Origin of the sequence: Phaeobacter cretensis, from assembly GCF_047372505.1 — a bacterium.
GTDB lineage: Bacteria > Pseudomonadota > Alphaproteobacteria > Rhodobacterales > Rhodobacteraceae > Phaeobacter > Phaeobacter cretensis.
Genome location: NZ_JBKBEU010000002.1, coordinates 73,169 through 93,157, shown reverse-complemented (window position 1 = coordinate 93,157; position 19,989 = coordinate 73,169). Strand labels below are relative to the sequence as shown.

The following is a 19,989-nucleotide window of genomic DNA, read 5'->3' as shown; positions in this document are numbered from 1 at the left end:
AACCCATGTCTAACAAAGCCTTCGAAACTCCCATCGAAATCCGCTACCGCGATACAGATTCCATGGGGCACGTCAGCAGCCCGGTCTACTATGACTTCCTGCAAATGGCGTATCTGGAATACATGCACGTCCTTTTGGAGCTGCCTAAATCCGAGAAGTTGCCGCATATAATGGTCAAGACATCGTGCGATTACATCTCGCAAGCGCTCTATGGTGACAATCTGATTGTATGCAGCCGCGTCGTCAGCTTCGGTGGCAAAAGCTTTGAGATGGAGCATGTGATGCACATCGATGATGCCGATCGTCGGGTAGTCGCCAATACAAAGTCTGTCCATGTCATGTTCGACTACGAAAAGCAGGCGACCTACCCGGTGCCCGATGCTTTCAAAGAAGCCGTTGCAACCTTCCAGGAAACCACCTGATCCCTGTTTGCGAGGAAGAAAAATGCAATTGGAATGGACACCGGAGCAGGGGCAGACCCGCACAGCCTTTGCCGCAATCGGCAAAATGGCGGATCGGGATGAATTGCGCCTTGGCCGCCGGGCTTTCGACCAGCAGACTTGGGACCGACTGACCGCTGCGGGATTGTGGCGCATGATTGTACCGCGGGAATTTGGCGGTGATGGTCGGGATTGGTGGGGGTTTACTGCTGCGTTAGAGGGGCTTGCCGCGACGCTACGCACTCCCGGCATGTTGCTTTCGGTTATCGCGCAGGCTGGCATGGTTCGCGCGCTTGATCTCTACGGTAGTGACGGTCAAAAGCGCGAGTATATGGGTCGTATACTGAAAGGGGAGCTGAGCGCGACCGCTATTGCGGACCCTGATACTGGCACTGACGTGCGCGCGACCTCTTCATTACTGACGCCGGGCCCGAATGAGACGTTCCGCCTGAACGGTGCGAAATACAACATCGCACATGCTCCGGTCGCCAGCTTCACACTCGTTGTGTGTAAGCTGAGCGACCACGGTCGTGAAGGCATTTCGCTGGTGCTCCTTGATGCGGATAGTCCGGGTCTAACAATCGGGGCGCAAAATAGGAAGCTTGGCAATCTTGACCTTCCAACCGGGCAGATGCGATTTGAGGATGTTCCGCTGCATTATGGCCATCTTCTGGGTGAACCTGGTGCCGGTCTGCGTAATCTCGTCAATATCGTATCCATGGGCCGGTTGTATTATGGATTGGCGGCCGCGTGGTTGATTGAGCCGATGTTGGGCGACGCGTTCGATTTCTCCAAAAGCCGCAAAACCTTTGATGTTCCCATCATTGAACATCAGTACATCCAAAAGAAACTGACCGACATCCGCATTGGGACTGAAAGCACAAAATGGGTGTCTTATGCAGCCCTGCATCAGTTGCTTAGCGGTGCGCCTGAAGCAGCGATGACCTGTTCAATCTCAAAGCTCGTAGGCGCACAAACCATTGTCGAAGGCGCGATGGAGTTGATGAAGCTCTATGGCAGCAAAGGCTATCACGAAGGTGAAGTGACCACTTTCCTGCGCGATGCTCTAGCGTTTTGCAGCGTCGGCGGGACCGAAGAAATGCATCGGCGCAATATCTTCGGCCAGATGACACGGCTGCACGCCAAGACCAAAAAAGCCACAGCCCCTGTTGTACAAAAAGACCTTGAGCCGGCCTAAGGCCGGTCCATTTAAATGAAATATACTTGGAGAGAGATGATGACCTCATCCACCCCTGTCAAAATCGGCGGGTTGTTTGTAGCCGCGACCGCAGGAATGTCGCTTTTCGCACTGCCAGCAATTGCGGTCGACACGTCAATTGATCAAGTCCCAATCCGTGCTGTCAGCGCTATCGATTGGAAGGCCGCAGGATCAGCTGTTGACGATCTGCAGAATGCTGATGCAACCGTAGGTGCTGCGTTTAAGGCATCCAGTCCCGCCGGATTTGATGACGTGACCTTACCTATCATGATCCTTGGTGCAGAGGCAGCCGTCGATCTCCCCGCGTTTCAAGGACAGGGCAGTGCCTACTCCGCCTACTACAAGCTGGAGGATGCACAACTGAGTGTGATGGGGGCCAAAACTCGTCTCGTAGATGTGCCGGGCTTGTCCTTCGTGAACGAAAGCTATGCATATGAATCAATTGGTGACGGTGCAGATCACATGCTGTCTCGCTTTGGTGCATTCTATACGCTCAGGATCACCTGCGACGCCCCTACCAAGGATGCGCGCTGTATCAAGCCTGATTATCTAGCCGAATTGGCCACGACGCTGATCATTGTCAAAGGAGACAGCAAATGATGCGCGCTATTGCTTTGGGAATGGCCCTCACAACACTCTGCGTCTCAGCGACTATAGCTGAGGAGCGTTTCCGCGCACCCGGGGACTTGATCGAAGGCACCGGCATCGGATTAAAAGTAGCAGCAGTCCTCTATCCGACATTGCGGTTTCCGCTCGAAAGCGGGCCGGCTTATGCCAACTCTCATGCCTATGCGCCAGGCGGTTTCAAGGGGAACGGTGGAGATCAGTGTGATACTATCAACTACGACTATCCATGGCGGGACAACTTTTGTGAACTCCGCCGTTCTGATTTGCCCCTTTGCGCATCAGGTGGGCATCAGGGACAGGATATCAGGCCTGCCACCTGTAAAGCAGACACACATTGGGCTGTCGCGGTTGAGGATGGCGTGATTGCACATGTAGGCCGCTTTGCACTGACGTTGCAGACACCTTCGGGTACGCTTTACCGCTATGTCCACATGAATATGGATGACCTAGCAGTCGCCCCGCTGGACAAAGTCACCAAAGGCGACCGACTTGGCAAAGTATCCAATGCTTGGGTCTCGGAAATTCCGATTCACCTCCATTTCGACATCAAAGAAACCGTACAGATCGGTGATAAAACGCGAGCAGTCTTTGTACCCCCTTACAGCAGCCTGATGGCCTCTTATCGCAAGTTAACGAACTGATCGGCTTGGCGGGAGAGGGGCCCCTGACCTCTTCCGCCTTTTTTAACAGGGGGACACATGCGCTCTATCAAGGAATTTAACTATGTCCGACACACTTTGGGTTTTTGCCTATGGGTCGCTGATTTGGGATCCAGGGTTTAGTCCAGCAGAACAGCTGCCGGCCCAGCTCGTCGGCTATCAACGCCGGTTTTGTCTGAATTCCTTGCGCTATCGCGGAACTTTTACACAACCCGGTTTGGTTCTCGCTCTGGACGCCGCAGAAGATAGCGTCTGCAACGGGGTCGCCCTGTCAGTACGGCACGGCCAAGAGACCGAAGTTCTAAAAGATCTGCGCGCACGGGAGCTTTTCAACCCTGCCTATCGCGAGATCACTGCTCCGCTTACGTTGAATGACGGCCGTGTCGTCGAGGCGCTGACCTATGTGGTCAACCGAGACCATGAACAATACGACAATCACAGCCTGTCCCGGCAAGCAGAGATCATTGCTCATGCGGCAGGTGAACGCGGCCCCAATTGTGAGTATCTCTGGAATACTGCCGACCACCTGCGCTCCCTTGGGATTGCAGATGATAAGCTTGATTGGCTTTCTGATGAAGTACGCACATTGCAGGCGGTTCAGACTACCTAAGCTACATCCTCCATTGACGGGCTGAGCCGCAACTGTCCGTCAGAAAGAAATCGGATATCATGGCCAAGAGCTCCAGCAACCTTGGGATCGTGGGTGAATACGATCAAGGCAAGCTTATCCTCAGTCATCAGACGCCTGAGCAGATGTAAGATCTGATCGCGCATGACCTGATCCAGAGATGCTGTCGACTCATCCGCAATCAAACAACGGGGGCGCGACGAAAGCGCGCGCGCGATAACAAGTCTCTGTGCCTCACCTCCTGATAGATCTGCTGCGCGTTGTGATAGGAATTTTTCATCGCGCGGCAGATCAACTTTCTCCAGAAGGTCCATCATGTTAGCATCGCTGCTAGCGATGCCTGTACCGCGATTCAAACGGCAGGTATCTACCAAAACTTCTGCAACGGTCATATGCCGGGCCAAAGCACGATGCGGGTGTTGCGACACCAGCGCCAACTCACCCGGATGACAGGTCCGTGGAGGCGCACCCAACCGCTCGCGCCATAACAGCTGCCCTGTCTTTAACGCATCATAACCCGCAAGTAATCGTGCGAAAGTAGTTTTGCCACAACCGCTTGGTCCCAATACAGCGAGACAGCGACCTGGCGTCACGACGCATGATACATCCCGCAACAATTGTGTGCTGCCGCGTTGGTAAGATACGTTCTGGACAACCAGACCAGGCGGGTCGGCTATGAATGGCTCGGGACTAGGGACCAACGGGGTAATGCCAAGCTTGTTATGTCTTCGAGTTGGGCCTGCGCGGAAACCAATGACGCTCTTAGTATTGGCCGCTCCGGGACCCGCCAGCATGTCGACGACCGGCCCAGTGTCCACCAAAGCGCCACCATGTAAGATGGCGACCTGATCCGCCATTTGTTCAGCCAGCTCTAAATCATGCGTAATAAGCAACTGACTGCGCTGCGCCCGACCATCATCAAGGACAGCGACCGCCCGTATACGATTCCCGCGATCCAGCGCCGCAGTCGGCTCATCAAGTATGAGCGCCTTGGGTCTTTTCACCAATGCAAGCGCAGTCAGAACGCGCTGAATTTCACCGCCGCTGAGGCTCGCAGGATATCTGTGCAGTAGTCGTTGCGGGATATTGAACTTCGTACAAAGCGAACTGGCTTCCGCTTGGCGATGTCGAGAAACCGGCAGTAGTTCTGCAATATGTTGCAGCACCGTTTGATGAGGGTTCAACGCATCTGCTAGCGCCTGAACAATGAGACCAACGCCTGCGCCACGCAATTTTCGTCGTTCGCGTAACGAAGCCTGCAACATGTCAACACCAAGCACCTCTGCCCGTCCTGACCACCTGAACCCATGCCTGTCATGCGAGACCGTTACATTGGTATCACACGTCCGACCCGGAAGCACCCCAAGCAAAAGACGCGCGAGAGACGTCTTTCCGCTGCCAGAAGCCCCAATCAAGGCAAGAGTTTGCCCGGTCGGTATAGTGAATGATACATTGCTCAGGATTGCCCGCTGTCCGTGCCATAGGCATAAATGCTCCACCCGGATCAAAGCACCTTCTCCAATCCTGTATGGTGACGCAGACGTCGCTCGCCCAGTCGCAGCGTCGCGTGAAGAAACATCGACAGCAAGATGGCAGGTGGGAGTAATAGCCAGGTCCACGCTCTGGTATAAAGTTGATCCATGGCTGATTGCATCATGCTCCCCCAGGTTATCAGCCGTGGATCCGTCAGTCCTAGAAAACCAAGCCCTGCGGATTTTAGTGCAGCCTGCCTAATATTCTGGACCAGCAATGCACCAATCACCGGCTGAAGCGCCGCAAAGAGATGCCAACGCCAGCAATAGAGCCAGCCTGCCCCCATTGCCCGTGTGTATTGAATGTTCTCACGTCGCGCCTCACGCCGTAACACTGTGACGGCTACACGCACGTCGTCACTCCAACCTGTCAGAGCAAGTAGGAAGACCATCGTCATAAAACCAGGGTTCGCCAAGGCGGCGATGAACAACAGCAGCAACATTGTCGGAACGACTTGGAGAATATCCACGACCCGCAGTACCAGCCCGGCCAAGATCCCCCCGCCGAAAACGACCAGACTCGCTGCAAGAAGGGCGAGCGCCACTGCAAATAAGGCGGTTAACATGGCCAATGCGAGGGTCGTCGGTGTCGCAAGGATTAGACCCGTCAATACGTCTTGCCCAATCTCGTTGGTACCCAGCCAATGTGATCGCCCGGGAGCAACCAGCACGTCTCGGCTAGTATGGTAAGTCAACCATTCGAGCCGGCCCAGTAGCCAGATAGCAAGGCAGATCGCCACAACTATCTTCGCACCCAAGTAACTTGTGGAGATTATCCCAAACGGCGCACCACGCCTAGGAAGAGCTTGCATATCATCCACGTTCCGCAAGCCGTCCCGCCAAACCGTCGATAAGCCAGTTCGCTAGAAGAACGAACCCAGCCATAAAAACAACTGCTCCCTGTAGCAGATCATAATCTCGATCTAGAATGGCAGTGTAAATAAGGTACCCTGTTCCAGGGTAGGAAAAGACAATTTCAACAAAGAACACGGCGCTGATCAGCCCGGTCATCGTATCGCTCAATCGGGACAAACAAACCGGCACCAAACTGCGACCGATATAGGCCCAACGCACCCGCCATGGAGATATCCCACGGGCCCTTGCGTTTACGACAAAATCACGTTGCACCAAGCTGATAGTTTCAGCACGCGCCAAAAAGTAGAACCGCGCCAACTCATGCAGAGCCAACGCCAGCACCGGCAAAATCGCGTGGCGTGCGATATCGGTTGCTTGCCCCAAGCGATCCGAGACCGGGAACAAAGACTCCGCACCACTGGCCGGTAAGACCGGCCAGATAATACCAAATGTGAGCAACAAAAGAACTGCACCCGTAAACGGCGGTAGGCTGGCAAGAAAGGTAATTACTGGTGTTACCCAGCGATCCAGACCAGCTTTCGGCGTATAGCCTGCCTCGATCCCGGCCAAGGTCCCACAAACAAGAAAAATTGGTGTTGCGCTCAGGATCAAAAGCCCGGTCCAGGGTACGGCCGCCAGCAACAATTCCGCAACCGGAGCCGCATGGGGAATAGAATACCCCAGATCACCCGATACGAACCTGACAGAATAGTCCCAGACCTGCGATGCCAGATCCCCTCCCAGCCCCATACTGTCCTGCAGTTTTAGCACTTCCCCCGCTCCGAAACCACGAGCTAAATCCGTCGACAGCATCACCTCCAGCGTGTCACCGGGCATCAAACGCGAAAGGACAGAACAAAGGACTACGACAAATATGAAGATCAGAAATCTCAGAAAAAACCCAGCCAGCAAACGAGCGCCTCGACTGAAACCAGACGATGTAAAACGCGCAGTTTTCGCCACCCCTGAAGGATGCTGATGTGTAGAGATATCTACCACCGGATCACTCTAGGAACAGAGATTTGTGCAGCGACGACGGGATGCCAATCGCCACGCCACCGGGCATAAACGGCGCCGAAATCTTATCGTTAAACACTGTAGCCATCAACGGATTGATCAGCATATATGAAGGCAGGTTTTCAGCATAAAGCTGCTGGAACTCCACCAATGCCTTTCTACGCTCCGCTTGAGTATTCGCAACCACCTGCTCCTTAATAAGACTGGTCATTTCGGGGTCGGCAGGGAAACGGTCACTGTTCCAACCCCTGCCGAAAACGCGACGACTGATGTTGCTGGGATCGCCCAAGGTACTTGAGGAGAACAATGTCAGATCATAGTCCCCCTCAGCCACAAGACTACGCAACGCCGCGACTTCCATAACGCGCAGATCGACAGTAAATCCAAATGCTTCAAGCTGCTCAGCGATCACCCGTGCGGGCTTCACTTCGCGCCCGTCGGTAACCAATCGCAATCGAATATCTTCACCGGCATGTTTCCATTGGCCTTCGGCGCTCCGTGTCCAGCCAGCTTCGATCAGCAATTTGTGCGCCTTTACCGGATCAAATACATAAGTGGGTGCAGGTACGGCACTCTTCCAGCGAGATCCCTTTTGGAAATACCCGGTGTCAGCAAGATCAGCGATCCCTGGGAAAGCAGTCTCCAACAACGTATTTCGATCAACGGCATAGGCGATTGCATGGCGTAGTTCTTTGGAAACAAAGCGTGCGCGATGATTGAAACCCAATCTCAAGACGTGGCCGCTTGCAGCAGTTTCCACTGTGAAACCTGATGCCTTTGCCACCGAAATACGATCCGGCGGCAGGTACGAAATAATGTCAACCTCACCGGCATTCATCGCTTGAAGCGCGGCATCAGGGCCCATTTTTACGATCCGAACCTGCTCAAACCTTGATTGACCTAGCGGGTGGTCCTCTACTGCTTCGAGCAAGTAACGCCCTTGTGCCTTGTCATATGTGACCAATCGATACGGGCCACTCCCTGTAGCCGCTTCGGGAGTCGCAAATTGAAAGGGGTCGGCGACTCCTTCGTAAACATGCCGCGGCAGGATCGGGACCGCCGAGAAAACCCCCTCAATCAAGCCATATTCGGCACGTTTAGTGTGGATCTGGAAATCATGGGAGCTTTCGACCTCAATCCGATCAATCGATTTTAATGACCCAAAGACATACGGATGTTCCGTAATGTAGCGCAGGGTAAAGGCAACGTCGTCGGCGGTAACAGGCGTCCCGTCGTGCCATTTTGCGTTCCACTGCAACGCGATGGAGTAAGTGAGCCCGTCTTCCGAACGTTCCCAGGATCGGGCCAGACCAGGCGCCGGATTTCCGTCCGCGTCTTGGCTGATCAACGTGTCAAAAACATAGGAGGTGTAGAGATAGGCAATCCCATTTTTGCGATGCACATAAGGCGCGAGCATTCCGCGGTCACCCTTGCTGTCGGTAATCACCAACTGCCTCTGCCGATACGGTTCTGCCGCTGGCAAGGGCTGCATACCCGGCATCCCCAAAAATACTGCCCCAAGCAACAGCCCGGATGCCGATTGACGGCTAAATAGATGACGACAGAAAATTCGAAATAACCGCATGAGTCTACTCTTCTATTGGCGACGGTGAAATCCGTGGGCGGCTTACCAGCCGATGGTCGCCTCAGGGCAGGCATCTTCTTTCGGAACGACCGGTTTCAGATCCACTACAGGCGTGCCGTCGATACAGTCCAAACCACTGATCGTCAGAATCCCATGTGAATACTCCACCAATCGCACCGCGCTTAGCCCAATGGGATTTGGACGGTTTGGGGCGCGACTAGCAAAGACACCACGCGCCACCTGATTGCCTCGGGCTTGGCGCACGCGGGCGCTACGGTCGGATTTATGCAACCAATAGAGCACCCAAAGATGCGAGGCCAATTCGATATTGTGCAACGCCGACTGATACTCCAGCGCCACTTCAATCCGGCTCAGCGTGGCATTGCGTCGCCCTGACATTGGACAATCCTTTACGTGCTCAAACCCGGTACGGATAACTCCAATTGGTCGAACCTCAATTGTTTCAGAGGGTATTGTCAAAAGCCGAGTCGTATCGGTCATGGTGTCTCGCAAACGGTCTGTGAAAGGAAAAGGGCTGGCTCACCTGCAAGGGCAGGATCGGGCGGGCCACCGTAGAACGGTTAACCTCTAATATGACGCAAACGGAAGGTCGTAAAATTTGAATACCAGATGGATGAACTCAGAAATACTGAGGTCACAGTCAACTCCTTCCAACTCCTTCAGGAACCTTGAGGTCAGCGGAACCTTTGGATTTCATGAGGTCCCGTCTCTGATAAATCGATTGGATTCACGACCCTAAGGGACTGCATATCGGATCCTGATACGCGATCAGAGGACCGTCAGACGCATGACCGATCAAAGCTCCCCCACCCCGGTAACACCGCCAGCCCTTATTCAGTTGCTTCGTAATACCCGCTCGCTATGGACCTTGCTGTTGGTCCTCGCCTGTGCGGCGTTTGCCGCCGTGGCGACTTCGGCATATTTGTCCCCGGATCTTGCGATCGTGGCAGCCCTGTCGATCAGCGCTATCGGGCTATGGGCCACAGGCCTTGTGCCAGAGTATTGGACCGCACTCGCATTTTTTCTCATCGCAGTTGTGTTTGGTGTGGCTACACCGGAGACCATATTTTCCGGTTTTCACTCTTCAACATTTTGGTTATTATTCAGCGGCTTAATTCTTGGCGCTGCGATCAAACACACCACTCTGGACAAGCGTGCAGCGGCAGTCCTCGCGCTGCTACCACTACGCAGCTATGGCGGCCTTTTAACCGGTATCGTCGCCTTCTCTGTGGCTTTGGCATTTGTAATGCCTTCTTCTATCGGACGGATAATGATTCTACTTCCGGTGATCGCCGCCCTAGCAGAGCGCATCGGCTTTGGTTCGGCCTCTAATGGCCGTACTGCGATGCTGGCGGTTGCGACGTTTGGCACCTTCGCGCCCGCATTCACCATTCTCCCCGCCAACGCACCAAACATGATCCTGGTGGGCATGGCGGAAACCATCTACGGGATCAACATTTCCTATTTCGACTACCTGCTGTTGCATTTTCCTGTGCTTGGCATTGTGAAATCTGCAGTCTTAGTCGGACTCGCAATGATAATGTTTCCCGATCGTATCCCATTGCGAAGCACTAAGGCACCAAGCGATCCTACTCCCTTCAGCCGTCAAGAACGGATGCTGAGCATTGTATTGGCCCTTTGTCTTGTACTCTGGTTCACAGACCAAATTCATATGATCTCCCCAGCATGGGTCGGAATGGCCGCCGCATTAATTTGCCTGCTTCCCGGCGCTGACCTGACGCGCAAGGGCTGCATCAATACTGATCTGAGCTATGGTGCGCTGTTATTTGTTGCAGGCATTATGGGACTGGGCTCGGTCATATCTTCTGCCGGTCTGGGCGAGGCCGTCGTTGGTGCTATCACCGGCAAGGTAGCCTTTGCTGCGGATTGGCCGGTCTGGAACACGTCGATCCTGATAGGCCTTTCGACGTTGGTGGCAATGATCACAAATCTTCCTGGGGTACCCGCTGTTATGACGCCATTGGCTGGCGAATTATCTGATGCCACCGGCCTCCCGTTGGAAACTGTACTGATGACGCAGGTTGTGGCATTTTCCAATGTATTCCTGCCGTTCCAAGCCCCTCCCTTAATCGCAGCGATCCAAGCGGGCAATCTGCCTGCAAGTGCCGTGATACGTCTCTGCCTAAGCCTATTTTTCATCAGCTTATTGCTGCTCGCACCACTGGATCTGCTGTGGTGGCACCTATTGAATATGCTCTGATCCCACTAATTTGATCCTCTCAAAGGCGTCCCAGAAGAAAAGCTGAGGGGCGTCTTCGGGACTTTCGATTTGTGCAATCAGCCAAAGAGTTTCTACCTGTAGGTGTAATTTCACGGACGAGGTATTCCGATGTTGACCCAGACCCACTGGACCCGCAAACCGCTATCTAAGGCCTGTATCACCGGGCTGGCTGCCACTTTATTTTTCTCAACCAGCGCACCGGTACAGGCCGAACTGGCTGCGGATTGGCAAGAGACCGCAATGCGCTTTGCCGCCAAAGAAAAATGGCCTGGTGCCCAACGCCAGCGGAACCTGACGCTGTTGCACGCTGCCATGTTCGACGCCGCCAATGCCGTCGATGGTACCTATCACGCGTTTGCCTACAACGGTCCGAAAGACCCCACTGCCGATCGAAGCGCGGCCGTGACACAAGCTGCGTTGACCGTAATGCAGGCTCTCATGCCTGAACAGAGCGCCGACTTAGCCGCAACTGCCCAAGATGCATTCGCAAGTGTATCGGATGCTATGGCCCTGGATAGTGGCATTAAGCTAGGCAAAGCCGCTGCGCAGGCGGTGCTGGATCTACGCGAGGCTGATGGGGCCGATTTTTCCAGCGACTTCACTCCCGGACCTAAAGATGTTGGCATCTACCAACCGACGTCTGAACGTCCAATGGTCGCCCCAAAGATCCGTAAGATGCAGCCCTTTGCTCTGACCTCAGCAAAGCAGTTTGATGTCCCTCCGCCGCCCCAACTCAATAGCCTGCAATTTCAGCGAGACTTGGCAGAAGTTGCCATACTTGGCGGAGCCGCTTCGCAGGCTGATCCAGAGTTGATCGCCATTGCAAAACTCCATGCTGGGTCAGGCTCCGGGGCATGGAACCAGATTGCTCGCGACAGCAGCCGCGCTTGCGAGCTCCCCCTTGTTGAGGAAGCCCGGACACTGGCCCTGCTGAACATCGCACTAACCGACGCATTGATCGCCGGATTCAATGCGAAGTACACCTACCAATTATGGCGCCCCGAGACCGCGATTGCCGCTCTTGGTAACGGGTATGAGAACCCGCAAATGGATGCGATGGACGATTGGGCGTCACTGGTGGCAGCACCGATGCATCCTGAGTATCCCTGCCAACACTGCACCAGTGGCAGCGCCGCCCAGCAGGTAATGGAAGCTGTATTTGGCGCTGACGAGTTCACCTTTAGCTTTGAAGGGAAGGACGGCTACAGCCGCAATTATCAGACTTTTGCGCAATTCGCGGAAGAAGAATCAGAATCCCGTGTGATCGGCGGCGTACACTACCGTCGGTCCAACACAGTTGGGGACATGCTCGGCTATCAGATCGGTAACCATATCAGCTCTGAATTCTTGACCCCGGTCAACGCTGTTCTGAACTCAGAAAGCAGTGCCGCGACCGATTGCGCCGGTATCCTGTCGACCAAACTGTCACAATAACCGAACCATCCCCGTAGCAGGGGCCCACTTGCTACGGGGATAATGCCTGTCAGGCTGGCTCTGCGACCTACCAGATCCTTAGCGAAGGAGTGTGCCCATGGTGCAGCCCTGCCCTGCCCATATTGCTGCCCTCAGTCTAGGCATTTGCCTAATCGGCGGATCCGCAGCCGCTCACGAACCATGGTTGCTTACCCCGGACGAGGTTCAAATCCTTTCCCAACGTACAGTGCCAAATCTGTTTAGAAACCCGACACTGCTGATGGGCTTTTCAGTCCTTAGCGCCGTCATCACCTTTGCTGTGGTCTTCACCGGGCAGGCTTTACGACCAATCGAAGAAAGGCTTTGCCAACCTTTGCGCAAACGTGGTGAAAGTTGGGGGCCATTATGTCTACGAATCGGGTTAGGAACGACTGTCGGCCTAAATGCGTTAGGAGGCCTCCCCCGCCATGGTGTTGAGATTTGGAGCACTCCAACATTATTCGTCCCCGATATGCAGCTGGCGCTTGTGCCAGGGTGGGACTGGTTGGCACTTCCTGCTCTGATCTCATCCGTGTTTCTGGTGTTGGGCTTTGGGACACGTGCTGCGGCCCTAGGGATAGTATGCCTGGCGGGCCTGGGAAGCTGCCTATTTTCCCTTGATTTCATTTCATATTATGGCCTCCACTTTGCAGCACCCGCGCTATTACTGATGCATTTTGGTGGGGGTGCTTACAGCGTTGACCGCCTCCTACCACCGAGTCTCCCAGCACTTCTGCCCAACTCCCCTCGTGTGATCTGGAACCTTGTGCAAGTGACCATAGGTGCCACTTTTGCAATAATCGCGATATCGGTGAAGTTCTTACAACCCACCTTACTGATCGCCATTTTAGAACACGGTAGTATGCAGCTCTTTGGGCTACCCGTGCAGGTTGTCGCATTGATCATGATGGCGATTGAGCTGATGGCCGGTGTTCTGCTTGCCTTGGGCCAATTGATACGCCCGATCGCTCTATTCCTGCTATTCGCTTTCACCTTCTTTGCCGTAACTCTGCAGGAATCTCCGCTCTTGCACGGCAATCTCTATGGGGTGTTCTTGTTCTTTTTCTTGCACGGTGGCGCACCTATCGACCTACCAAGGCGCACGCCGCGCCGTATCAGCGATCCACAGACGGCCTAACGGGTATGCTGCGAACAGTTCTCAGCCTTAGCCTATTCGCTTCGGCACCTCTGGCCATGACCTGCGCAAGTCTGCCAATGATCACGCAAGTCAGCTCCCTGCCTCGAGCCCTGTTCGTTACTCTTCCCGACGGTCAACCGTTGCCAGAACTTGAGGTGACGACCGGCTACGCGCCTAATGAAGGCTGGCGCTTGATAATTGACGTCAAGAATTTCACCTTTACGGATCTTTGCGTCAGTAAGGCGAACAACTTGGCCATCGGGCACGCCCACGTGCATCTGGGCACCCAAAAGATAATGACCGCCTATCAACCAAACGTTTTCATCGGACATTTACCTCGCGGACAGCACTCAATTACAGTCTCGCTCCGCGCCCAGGATCATCGCGTGTTAGGCCGCCCGGGCGGCGGTATGTTTAGCAAAACAATCACACTCAAAGTGCCATAGCGAACAAAGAAAACGCGGTGCAGAAACAACTGCACCGCATAGCCTTAGATCAGGTGAAGCAAATTACTAGCGGGGAGATGGTAGTCGGCTTTGCAGAATTTTCACCACGTCTTCAGGCTCAGGAAGTGAATGATGACCATGCTGGATCTTAAGCAACGGATCATAGTTCTCCCGCCAAACCGGCTCGAACACCTCATAGCCGTCTTCGCGCAATTGACTAACGTTGCGACGCACCGCCGGTTTTTCCCACATCGGCCCACCCATCACAGGAAAGAGCAAGACCGGAAAAGTGGCCGCCAAAATCACAGTCGTCAGACGGTTCTGCGATGACCCATTCGCGATAGCGGAAAGCGTATTGGCTGTCGTTGGCAAAATAGCCAGGATATCGTGATCGGCTACGATACGACCCGGTTTGTCAGTCCGCCAATCCTTTGGGCTATCGCCGCTAATGACCCGATCAAGGAATAGCGCGACCGCATCCATATTCACGAATTTCACTGCGTTTGGCGTGAACAACGCCGAGAGATCACAATCGATCTCGTTCTTTATGGCCCGCAGATATAGTGGCAGCATCGTAGCGTCCAGCGAACCTGTTACTCCGATCAGGATACGCGGGCGTGCCGAAGTGTCATTGATAGAATTCGTCATGGAGTACTTCCTGTCATCAGTTAATTAGAACCATTTATTCAGCCGGGTGTGTGGCCTGCTCTCGCGAGGTCACCGAGGGCGTCGTTATCTGTGGTGCAGGCTTCGATGGTGCCCCGGTCTCGTTTGCCAAGGGCGGCCAGCTTTTCATAACCAGCGTCAGCAGATCGAAACGGGCCACCACCGCACCGCAGGAGTTCAGAACACAGCAGTCCCAACGCACATCCCCAAACGGGGCCGAAGCGCGAGGGCTGATTTCCTTGCAGGTCACACGGACATGCAGGCAGTCACCAAAATAGACCGGAGCGTGAAAACGCAGGTTGTCCGAACCGATATTGGCCAGAACCGGCCCCGGGGCCGGTTCCACAAGCAAGCCGTTGGCGAAGGAAACCACAAGCTGGCCATGCGCCACTCGGTCATCAAAGAATGGATGTGCCTGTGCAGCTTCTCGGTCCATATGCGCGTAGAAAACGTCGCCCGTGAAATGGGCAAATTGTTCTACATCTTCTTCGGTGATCCGTCGCGATGCAGTAATGAGTTGATCCCCAATACGTAATGTCTCCAATGACTTGCGAAACGGGTGCCCATTGCATCGTGTCTCGGCACCTTCAACCCAGCGTCCCGTCAATGCCGTCAGCAGCTGCGGTGGCGCGTGGATCTCTGTGCGCATCATATATGCTGCTACGGCACGGCGAATATTCTGGGCACCACAAACCAGGCTGTGATGTGTAGCCGCAAACAGACGTGGAATTGACGGGTCCGGAGATAGTTCCAAAGCGTCACGCGCCATGTCGCTGCCGCAGATCCGAACCCTCCCTTCGGCCGACGTCAGACAAGCCGCAGCTTCCTGCGCCAAGGGGCTATCATTGGTGAAGACATTTGAGAAACGCGAACACGTTGCCAAATTGGCTAGTGCAATTGCATCGCAGAGACTGTCATAAGCCAAGACCGTCGCTACTGGCCCTTGAACGAACGTTTCGTGAATTAACTGGGCACGAGTTGGTTGATTGCAATGCAGCAAGACAGGTGACAGGAACGCCCCTCCTCCTTCAGCTGCGGCGACAACCGCTCCTGATACGACTTCCGCCTCCTGTTTCAGTCTGCCAATACCTGCCTGGACCGTCTCCATATGCGAACGAGAGACCAAAGCGCCCATCTGCGTGACCGGATCGTCTGGCATTCCCACTACTGTTTCGGACAGAGCCATCACCAAATGTTCCATCACCTCCGCTTCGCGGTAGCGCGGCAACAAAATGCGCCGCACAGCGTGCCTACGCTGTCCGGATCTCAGAATCATTTCGCTTCGGATCTCGCGTACAAAAAACGAAAACTCCGGGCTACCCGGCGCAACATCGCTGCCAAGGATCGCCGCTGAAAGCCCTGTTTCGCAGGATTGAAAGCGCACCAAACCCGACGCAACCGACGGGTGTTGACGCAGTTGCTGCGCCATATAACGCGTACCGGCAAAGCTGATCGCATCGCCCGAGGTCAAACTATTCAACACATCCAGCGGCTTGCAGTAAATTAGCTGTAGTGCCCCCGCGGGCAAAGTCTCGCTTTCATGGATCAGTTTTACAAGGCGTTCGCAGACACCTGCCGTATCCGGATCCGGGCAAACGATACACGGCACACCCGCGATCAGCGCAGGTGTGATCTGCTCTAAGATACCGGATACCGGGCTATCCAACGCGGTGATATGGACCGCGACACCTGACAGCGGCGCCAAGATCTGCTGACTGCCTGCGGTGCCTCCCGGTTCTGAACCATCTTCGAGATGCAGCACCGGCGCATTCGGCAACGATTTTAACGCTTGGCTCGCCATAGCAGCCAAGCGCCCGATGCCACCATCCACATCCAGCTGGCAATCATGCCGCGTAGCGCCAATCTTCAGACTCTCGCGGTAAAGCACAGAACGACTGTCTTTCAAACTGCGTGCAAGTGCTCGCAATCGCTGTGCACGATCATGGAAACCCATAGCACGCAGCGCTGGTCCTCCCAGCGTGCGTGCATAATCCACAGCAATGGCACCATCTTTCGCGGCAAAAGACAGTACAGCATGAACCTGGTCGGTCACCGCTTCGGTCAGCGTTAGTGTCTGGTCGCCACTATGGCCCCATCTGTCCGATATCAGGCTTTGAAGGAGACGGGGTCGTTTTACATGATCAGTCAAGTCAAAGCCCTCTTTCTGCTGGTGCCGTGTCAGATGGTGCGACCGGCCTAGCGGTCATCGCCAAATGCGCCGCTGCAATTCCATCAAGATTGATTTGGTAGCACTGCCATCAGGTCTCATACAAAGCTTGCGACACATCCAATCGAAACTTTGAAATCTGCGCCTCAGGATTTCTGAGGCTGCAGCGGGGATCGCACTATCAATGATCTCTGATAGCGGACCTCAAAACTTTCGATGTGCAATTCTGGCTCGCCGCTGCAAACCTCAGAACTTAACAGCGGTCATTGCACCGCTTTACAGCAAAATGCCCTAGCATATTCGCCTGAGACAGGAGCAACGCGATGCCTCGTAACAATCCCGCCAAAACCAGGCACATCTGTGTGGCAGGGGTCTCCGGCCTTGCAGGCGCACACATCGCACGCACCGCTCTCGCACTGGGCTGGCGGGTTACCGGCACATTGCGAGATGTAAATGACACATCAAAAACTGTCCCACTGATGGCAATGCCCGGCGCAAAAGACCGGCTCCGTCTAGTCTCGGCAGATACCCGTCAATCAGACAGCATTCTCAACGCACTTGTCGATACCGATGCATTGGTGATCGCCTGCCTACCTTCCATTCGCTCTGCGCCTGACGGCACCCCGGCTAGTAAACTGGATCATTCGAGTGGGTTAAAATACTGCATCGACCCTGCCCGGGCAGCCTGTAGCACCTTGATAGAGGCCGCATACAAAAGTGCAGTTTTCGATATCGTATTGGTCTCGAGCACAGCCTCAATCGAACCGGAACCTGAACCCGCCACCAAGGATGAACTGCTTCACTATTCAGATCTGGATAGCCAAATCCGCGATGGCAAATTCATTGCAGCGCAAAAAACCGCATTGGAAACAATCGCCGTTCAACTTTCACAAGAGTACGACCTACGTCTTACCATCCTCCTATCTGGCATGATCGTAGGGCCCGGAGTTCTCCCGTGTCATGCAGATGGGCATATCCTAAAGCACCTTCGTGATCTATCGGTCGATGCCAAGCCCTGGCACGACCAAATCCCAGCTGGCTCAATGTCGTTGGTACACCCAGTGGATCTCGCCGCATTTTGTTTGGCCGCGCTTCAAAACCCGGAGGCTGAGGGGCGTTATCTCGCCGTCAGAAAAAGCTGGGCATGGTCTGACATTTACAGCGAGATTGCGAACTTTGTGCCCGCGCAAGCTTTGCCAACCGATGTCTCCAAGGGGACAGAAACCACACGCCCGTCGCAGTTTAATTTCGCCAGACGTGACAGTCTGTCGTCTCCCCAATACGGGTTAGCAGCGATGATTTCCGGGTTTTACCAATGGCTGGATGATCATACCTACACAGAAACCACAAAAGTAGATCCCGACACCGCCGCGCGTACAGTAGACGCCTGATAGGCATCCATCATTTCGCAAGTTTCACACGCATTGCGGCATCAGGGAAGCAGGTTTCCTTTTGCCCTGTGGCCGCCTGCCAACGTCCGATCGAGCGGCGCGTCTTAAACCCGGCAAGCCCGTCAGCGCCTCCGACATCATGGCCAAGCTGCTCTAGCCCACGCTGCATGTCTGCCACATCCGACCGCAACATACTGTCCACGCGCGCCCAGCCTCGGCGGAAGTCTTTAACTCCAAATTGGATGCGATCGCCAACGTGACCCACAAACAGCGCATAGAGATCGCTTTTGTTGTAATCTTTCAGCACATAAAAATTCGGTGTCACTAAAAACGCGGGGCCATTGCGTCCAGCGGGCATCATTAAATACGCAACACCGTCCCGCTCATGCGCAGGGAAAGCACGGCCTGAACTGCGTTTGATGCCCAAACTCTCCCATTTACGGATACTCTGCCCTTGATCCGGTCCTTCTAATGCACAAGAGACAGCGCTTGGGACGGAAACCTCAAAGCCCCAATCACGGGACTTGTTCCAACCATGTCGTGTAAGATAGCCGCCGATAGAGGCAATGGTGTCTGCCTCAGATCGCCAAATATCGGCGCGACCATCACCATCGCCGTCTTCAGCATACTTGAGAAAATTTGATGGCATGAACTGTGGCTGCCCTAGAGCGCCGGCCCAGCTGCTCTTCATCGCTTTTCCCGGCGCATGACCGGCTTCGGCGATTTGCAAGGCCGCGATCAGTTCATCGCGAAAATAGGATGCCCGACGGCTCATAAAGCCTTTGGTGCCCAGTACTTGAAATACATTGTGGGGAATTTTGACCTGCCCGTAGCCGCTTTCACGACCCCAGATCGCTAGAATAATCCTACCCGGCACACCGGTAAGGCGTTCAGTACGCTGCAAGGCGGCGACGTGACGTTTTGCCATCCGACGCCCCACCGATGTCGCCCCGTCGATAGAACCGCGATTAAAGTAGCGCCCAGGCGCACCAAATTCTGCCTGGCGTTGGCGACGTGATGCATTGGCCTTACTACCCGGCGGCACCAGATCCGGAAGGTCCCAGTTCAGTTTCACGTCGGCGAACGCCGCATCGAAAGTTGTCCGCCGAATCCCCGCCGCACGCGCTTCGGGCCAGATATCCTTTACCAACCACTGCTGAAACTGACGCTCAACCTTGAATTTATCTACCGCCAATGCAGGCCCGAACGGCAACACGCAAAGGAATAGTAAACACAAAAAACGAGGCAACATGTTGGGTGCTCCAGCTAACTAAAGAAAATAAATGCAGAGGTGCTGATCCACTTTTTACAAGCCCACTCTGAACAGTGCAGGAATTTGTGGCAATTTCATCTGACAGAGACAGGGACTTCAAGGCTGACTTTCTTGCGCCCCATCACCACCGAGGTGCGGAACCGGCGCACGTTTGAGTCCTCAAAGAACAACCGTTTGGTCAGTTCCTCAAACGCATCCATATCAGAAGCCGTGCAGATCAAGCAAAAATCCGCTTCACCCGTCAGGTAGTAGCACTGCTGAACCATCGGCTCCACATTGGCCCGGCGGGTGAAAGCGTCGATCTGATCCAAACGCTCACGTTCTAGCTCTACCATCACCACAAAGGTCATCGGCATGCCGACCTTGACTGGATCCACCAGCGCTATTTCGCCGGTGATGACTTTCCGCTGGCGCAATGACTTCAACCGACGCTGTACTGAAGCGGCAGAAAGCCCGGCCTGTGACGCCAACGCCTCTAATCCCAGTCGCGTGTTACGCTGCAGGAGCGTCAGCAGCGTAACATCTGCATTGTCGAGTCCTTCACCCATATCCAGCCACCAATTTGTAATATTTTTTCATCTTTAGCATAATTTTGAGCAGATCACGGCAAGTTTCTGACCTAGGCTACCGC

General features: G+C 54.5%; 19 protein-coding genes. 10 read left to right on the top strand and 9 right to left on the bottom strand.

Annotated features, from left to right (window positions below):
* Window positions 1-5: 5 nt before the first annotated feature.
* From ACEWZM_RS19260 to ACEWZM_RS19240, 5 genes are all read left to right on the top strand, one after another.
* The gene (locus ACEWZM_RS19260; protein WP_414008250.1) at window positions 6-422 is read left to right on the top strand and encodes an acyl-CoA thioesterase; all 417 of its coding nucleotides are present in this window, start codon (window positions 6-8) and stop codon (window positions 420-422) included.
* A gap of 22 nt (window positions 423-444) precedes the next feature.
* Complete coding sequence (locus ACEWZM_RS19255) at window positions 445-1,638, top strand: acyl-CoA dehydrogenase family protein (RefSeq protein ID WP_414008249.1); 1,194 nt, start codon at window positions 445-447, stop codon at window positions 1,636-1,638.
* 36 nt (window positions 1,639-1,674) lie between these two features.
* A complete protein-coding gene (locus tag ACEWZM_RS19250) occupies window positions 1,675-2,259 on the top strand; it encodes a hypothetical protein (RefSeq protein ID WP_414008248.1) in 585 nt (194 codons plus the stop codon).
* The gene (locus tag ACEWZM_RS19245) at window positions 2,256-2,927 is read left to right on the top strand and encodes a M23 family metallopeptidase (RefSeq protein WP_414008247.1); all 672 of its coding nucleotides are present in this window, start codon (window positions 2,256-2,258) and stop codon (window positions 2,925-2,927) included. The genes ACEWZM_RS19250 and ACEWZM_RS19245 overlap by 4 nt, the downstream gene beginning before the upstream one ends.
* A gap of 82 nt (window positions 2,928-3,009) precedes the next feature.
* Window positions 3,010-3,555: a gamma-glutamylcyclotransferase gene (locus ACEWZM_RS19240; RefSeq protein ID WP_414008246.1), complete on the top strand. Its 546-nt coding sequence runs from the start codon at window positions 3,010-3,012 to the stop codon at window positions 3,553-3,555.
* On the opposite strand, the gene ACEWZM_RS19235 is transcribed toward ACEWZM_RS19240, so the two are convergent.
* The 5 genes from ACEWZM_RS19235 to tsaA form a co-directional block, all read right to left on the bottom strand.
* A complete protein-coding gene (locus ACEWZM_RS19235) occupies window positions 3,552-5,072 on the bottom strand; it encodes an ABC transporter ATP-binding protein (RefSeq protein WP_414008261.1) in 1,521 nt (506 codons plus the stop codon). The genes ACEWZM_RS19240 and ACEWZM_RS19235 overlap by 4 nt on opposite strands.
* A gap of 5 nt (window positions 5,073-5,077) precedes the next feature.
* Entirely contained in the window at window positions 5,078-5,800 is a 723-nt protein-coding gene (locus ACEWZM_RS19230; protein WP_414008245.1) for an ABC transporter permease subunit, read from the bottom strand.
* Window positions 5,801-5,918: 118 nt separating this feature from the next.
* Complete coding sequence (locus ACEWZM_RS19225) at window positions 5,919-6,797, bottom strand: ABC transporter permease (protein ID WP_414008244.1); 879 nt, start codon at window positions 6,795-6,797, stop codon at window positions 5,919-5,921.
* 166 nt (window positions 6,798-6,963) lie between these two features.
* Window positions 6,964-8,469, bottom strand: a complete 1,506-nt coding sequence (locus ACEWZM_RS19220) for an ABC transporter substrate-binding protein (RefSeq protein ID WP_414008243.1) — start codon at window positions 8,467-8,469, stop codon at window positions 6,964-6,966.
* 135 nt (window positions 8,470-8,604) lie between these two features.
* Complete coding sequence (tsaA, locus tag ACEWZM_RS19215) at window positions 8,605-9,063, bottom strand: tRNA (N6-threonylcarbamoyladenosine(37)-N6)-methyltransferase TrmO (protein ID WP_414008242.1); 459 nt, start codon at window positions 9,061-9,063, stop codon at window positions 8,605-8,607.
* Between the two features lie 307 nt (window positions 9,064-9,370).
* On the opposite strand from tsaA, the gene ACEWZM_RS19210 reads away from it, so the two are divergent.
* The 4 genes from ACEWZM_RS19210 (at window position 9,371) to ACEWZM_RS19195 (ending at window position 13,861) form a co-directional block, all read left to right on the top strand.
* Window positions 9,371-10,804 carry an SLC13 family permease gene (locus tag ACEWZM_RS19210; protein WP_414008241.1) on the top strand — a complete coding sequence of 478 codons (1,434 nt, stop codon included), beginning with the start codon at window positions 9,371-9,373 and terminating at the stop codon, window positions 10,802-10,804.
* Between the two features lie 129 nt (window positions 10,805-10,933).
* Window positions 10,934-12,259, top strand: coding sequence for a vanadium-dependent haloperoxidase (locus ACEWZM_RS19205; protein WP_414008240.1), 1,326 nt, complete (start codon window positions 10,934-10,936; stop codon window positions 12,257-12,259).
* A gap of 523 nt (window positions 12,260-12,782) precedes the next feature.
* Complete coding sequence (locus tag ACEWZM_RS19200; protein WP_414008239.1) at window positions 12,783-13,415, top strand: hypothetical protein; 633 nt, start codon at window positions 12,783-12,785, stop codon at window positions 13,413-13,415.
* A 77-nt stretch (window positions 13,416-13,492) separates the two neighbouring features.
* The gene (locus tag ACEWZM_RS19195; protein ID WP_414008238.1) at window positions 13,493-13,861 is read left to right on the top strand and encodes a hypothetical protein; all 369 of its coding nucleotides are present in this window, start codon (window positions 13,493-13,495) and stop codon (window positions 13,859-13,861) included.
* A 66-nt stretch (window positions 13,862-13,927) separates the two neighbouring features.
* On the opposite strand, the gene ACEWZM_RS19190 is transcribed toward ACEWZM_RS19195, so the two are convergent.
* Both ACEWZM_RS19190 and paaZ read right to left on the bottom strand, forming a co-directional pair.
* Window positions 13,928-14,509, bottom strand: a complete 582-nt coding sequence (locus tag ACEWZM_RS19190) for a flavoprotein (protein WP_414008237.1) — start codon at window positions 14,507-14,509, stop codon at window positions 13,928-13,930.
* A gap of 34 nt (window positions 14,510-14,543) precedes the next feature.
* Window positions 14,544-16,676 carry a phenylacetic acid degradation bifunctional protein PaaZ gene (gene paaZ, locus ACEWZM_RS19185; protein ID WP_414008236.1) on the bottom strand — a complete coding sequence of 711 codons (2,133 nt, stop codon included), beginning with the start codon at window positions 16,674-16,676 and terminating at the stop codon, window positions 14,544-14,546.
* Window positions 16,677-17,017: 341 nt separating this feature from the next.
* Here paaZ and ACEWZM_RS19180 point away from each other — a divergent pair, with 341 nt between their 5' ends.
* Entirely contained in the window at window positions 17,018-18,085 is a 1,068-nt protein-coding gene (locus tag ACEWZM_RS19180) for an NAD-dependent epimerase/dehydratase family protein (RefSeq protein WP_414008235.1), read from the top strand.
* 10 nt (window positions 18,086-18,095) lie between these two features.
* Here the strand turns inward: ACEWZM_RS19180 and ACEWZM_RS19175 are convergent, their stop codons facing one another.
* Entirely contained in the window at window positions 18,096-19,337 is a 1,242-nt protein-coding gene (locus ACEWZM_RS19175) for a lytic murein transglycosylase (RefSeq protein ID WP_414008234.1), read from the bottom strand.
* A 95-nt stretch (window positions 19,338-19,432) separates the two neighbouring features.
* Window positions 19,433-19,906, bottom strand: a complete 474-nt coding sequence (locus ACEWZM_RS19170; protein WP_414008233.1) for an Lrp/AsnC family transcriptional regulator — start codon at window positions 19,904-19,906, stop codon at window positions 19,433-19,435.
* Window positions 19,907-19,989 lie beyond the last annotated feature (83 nt).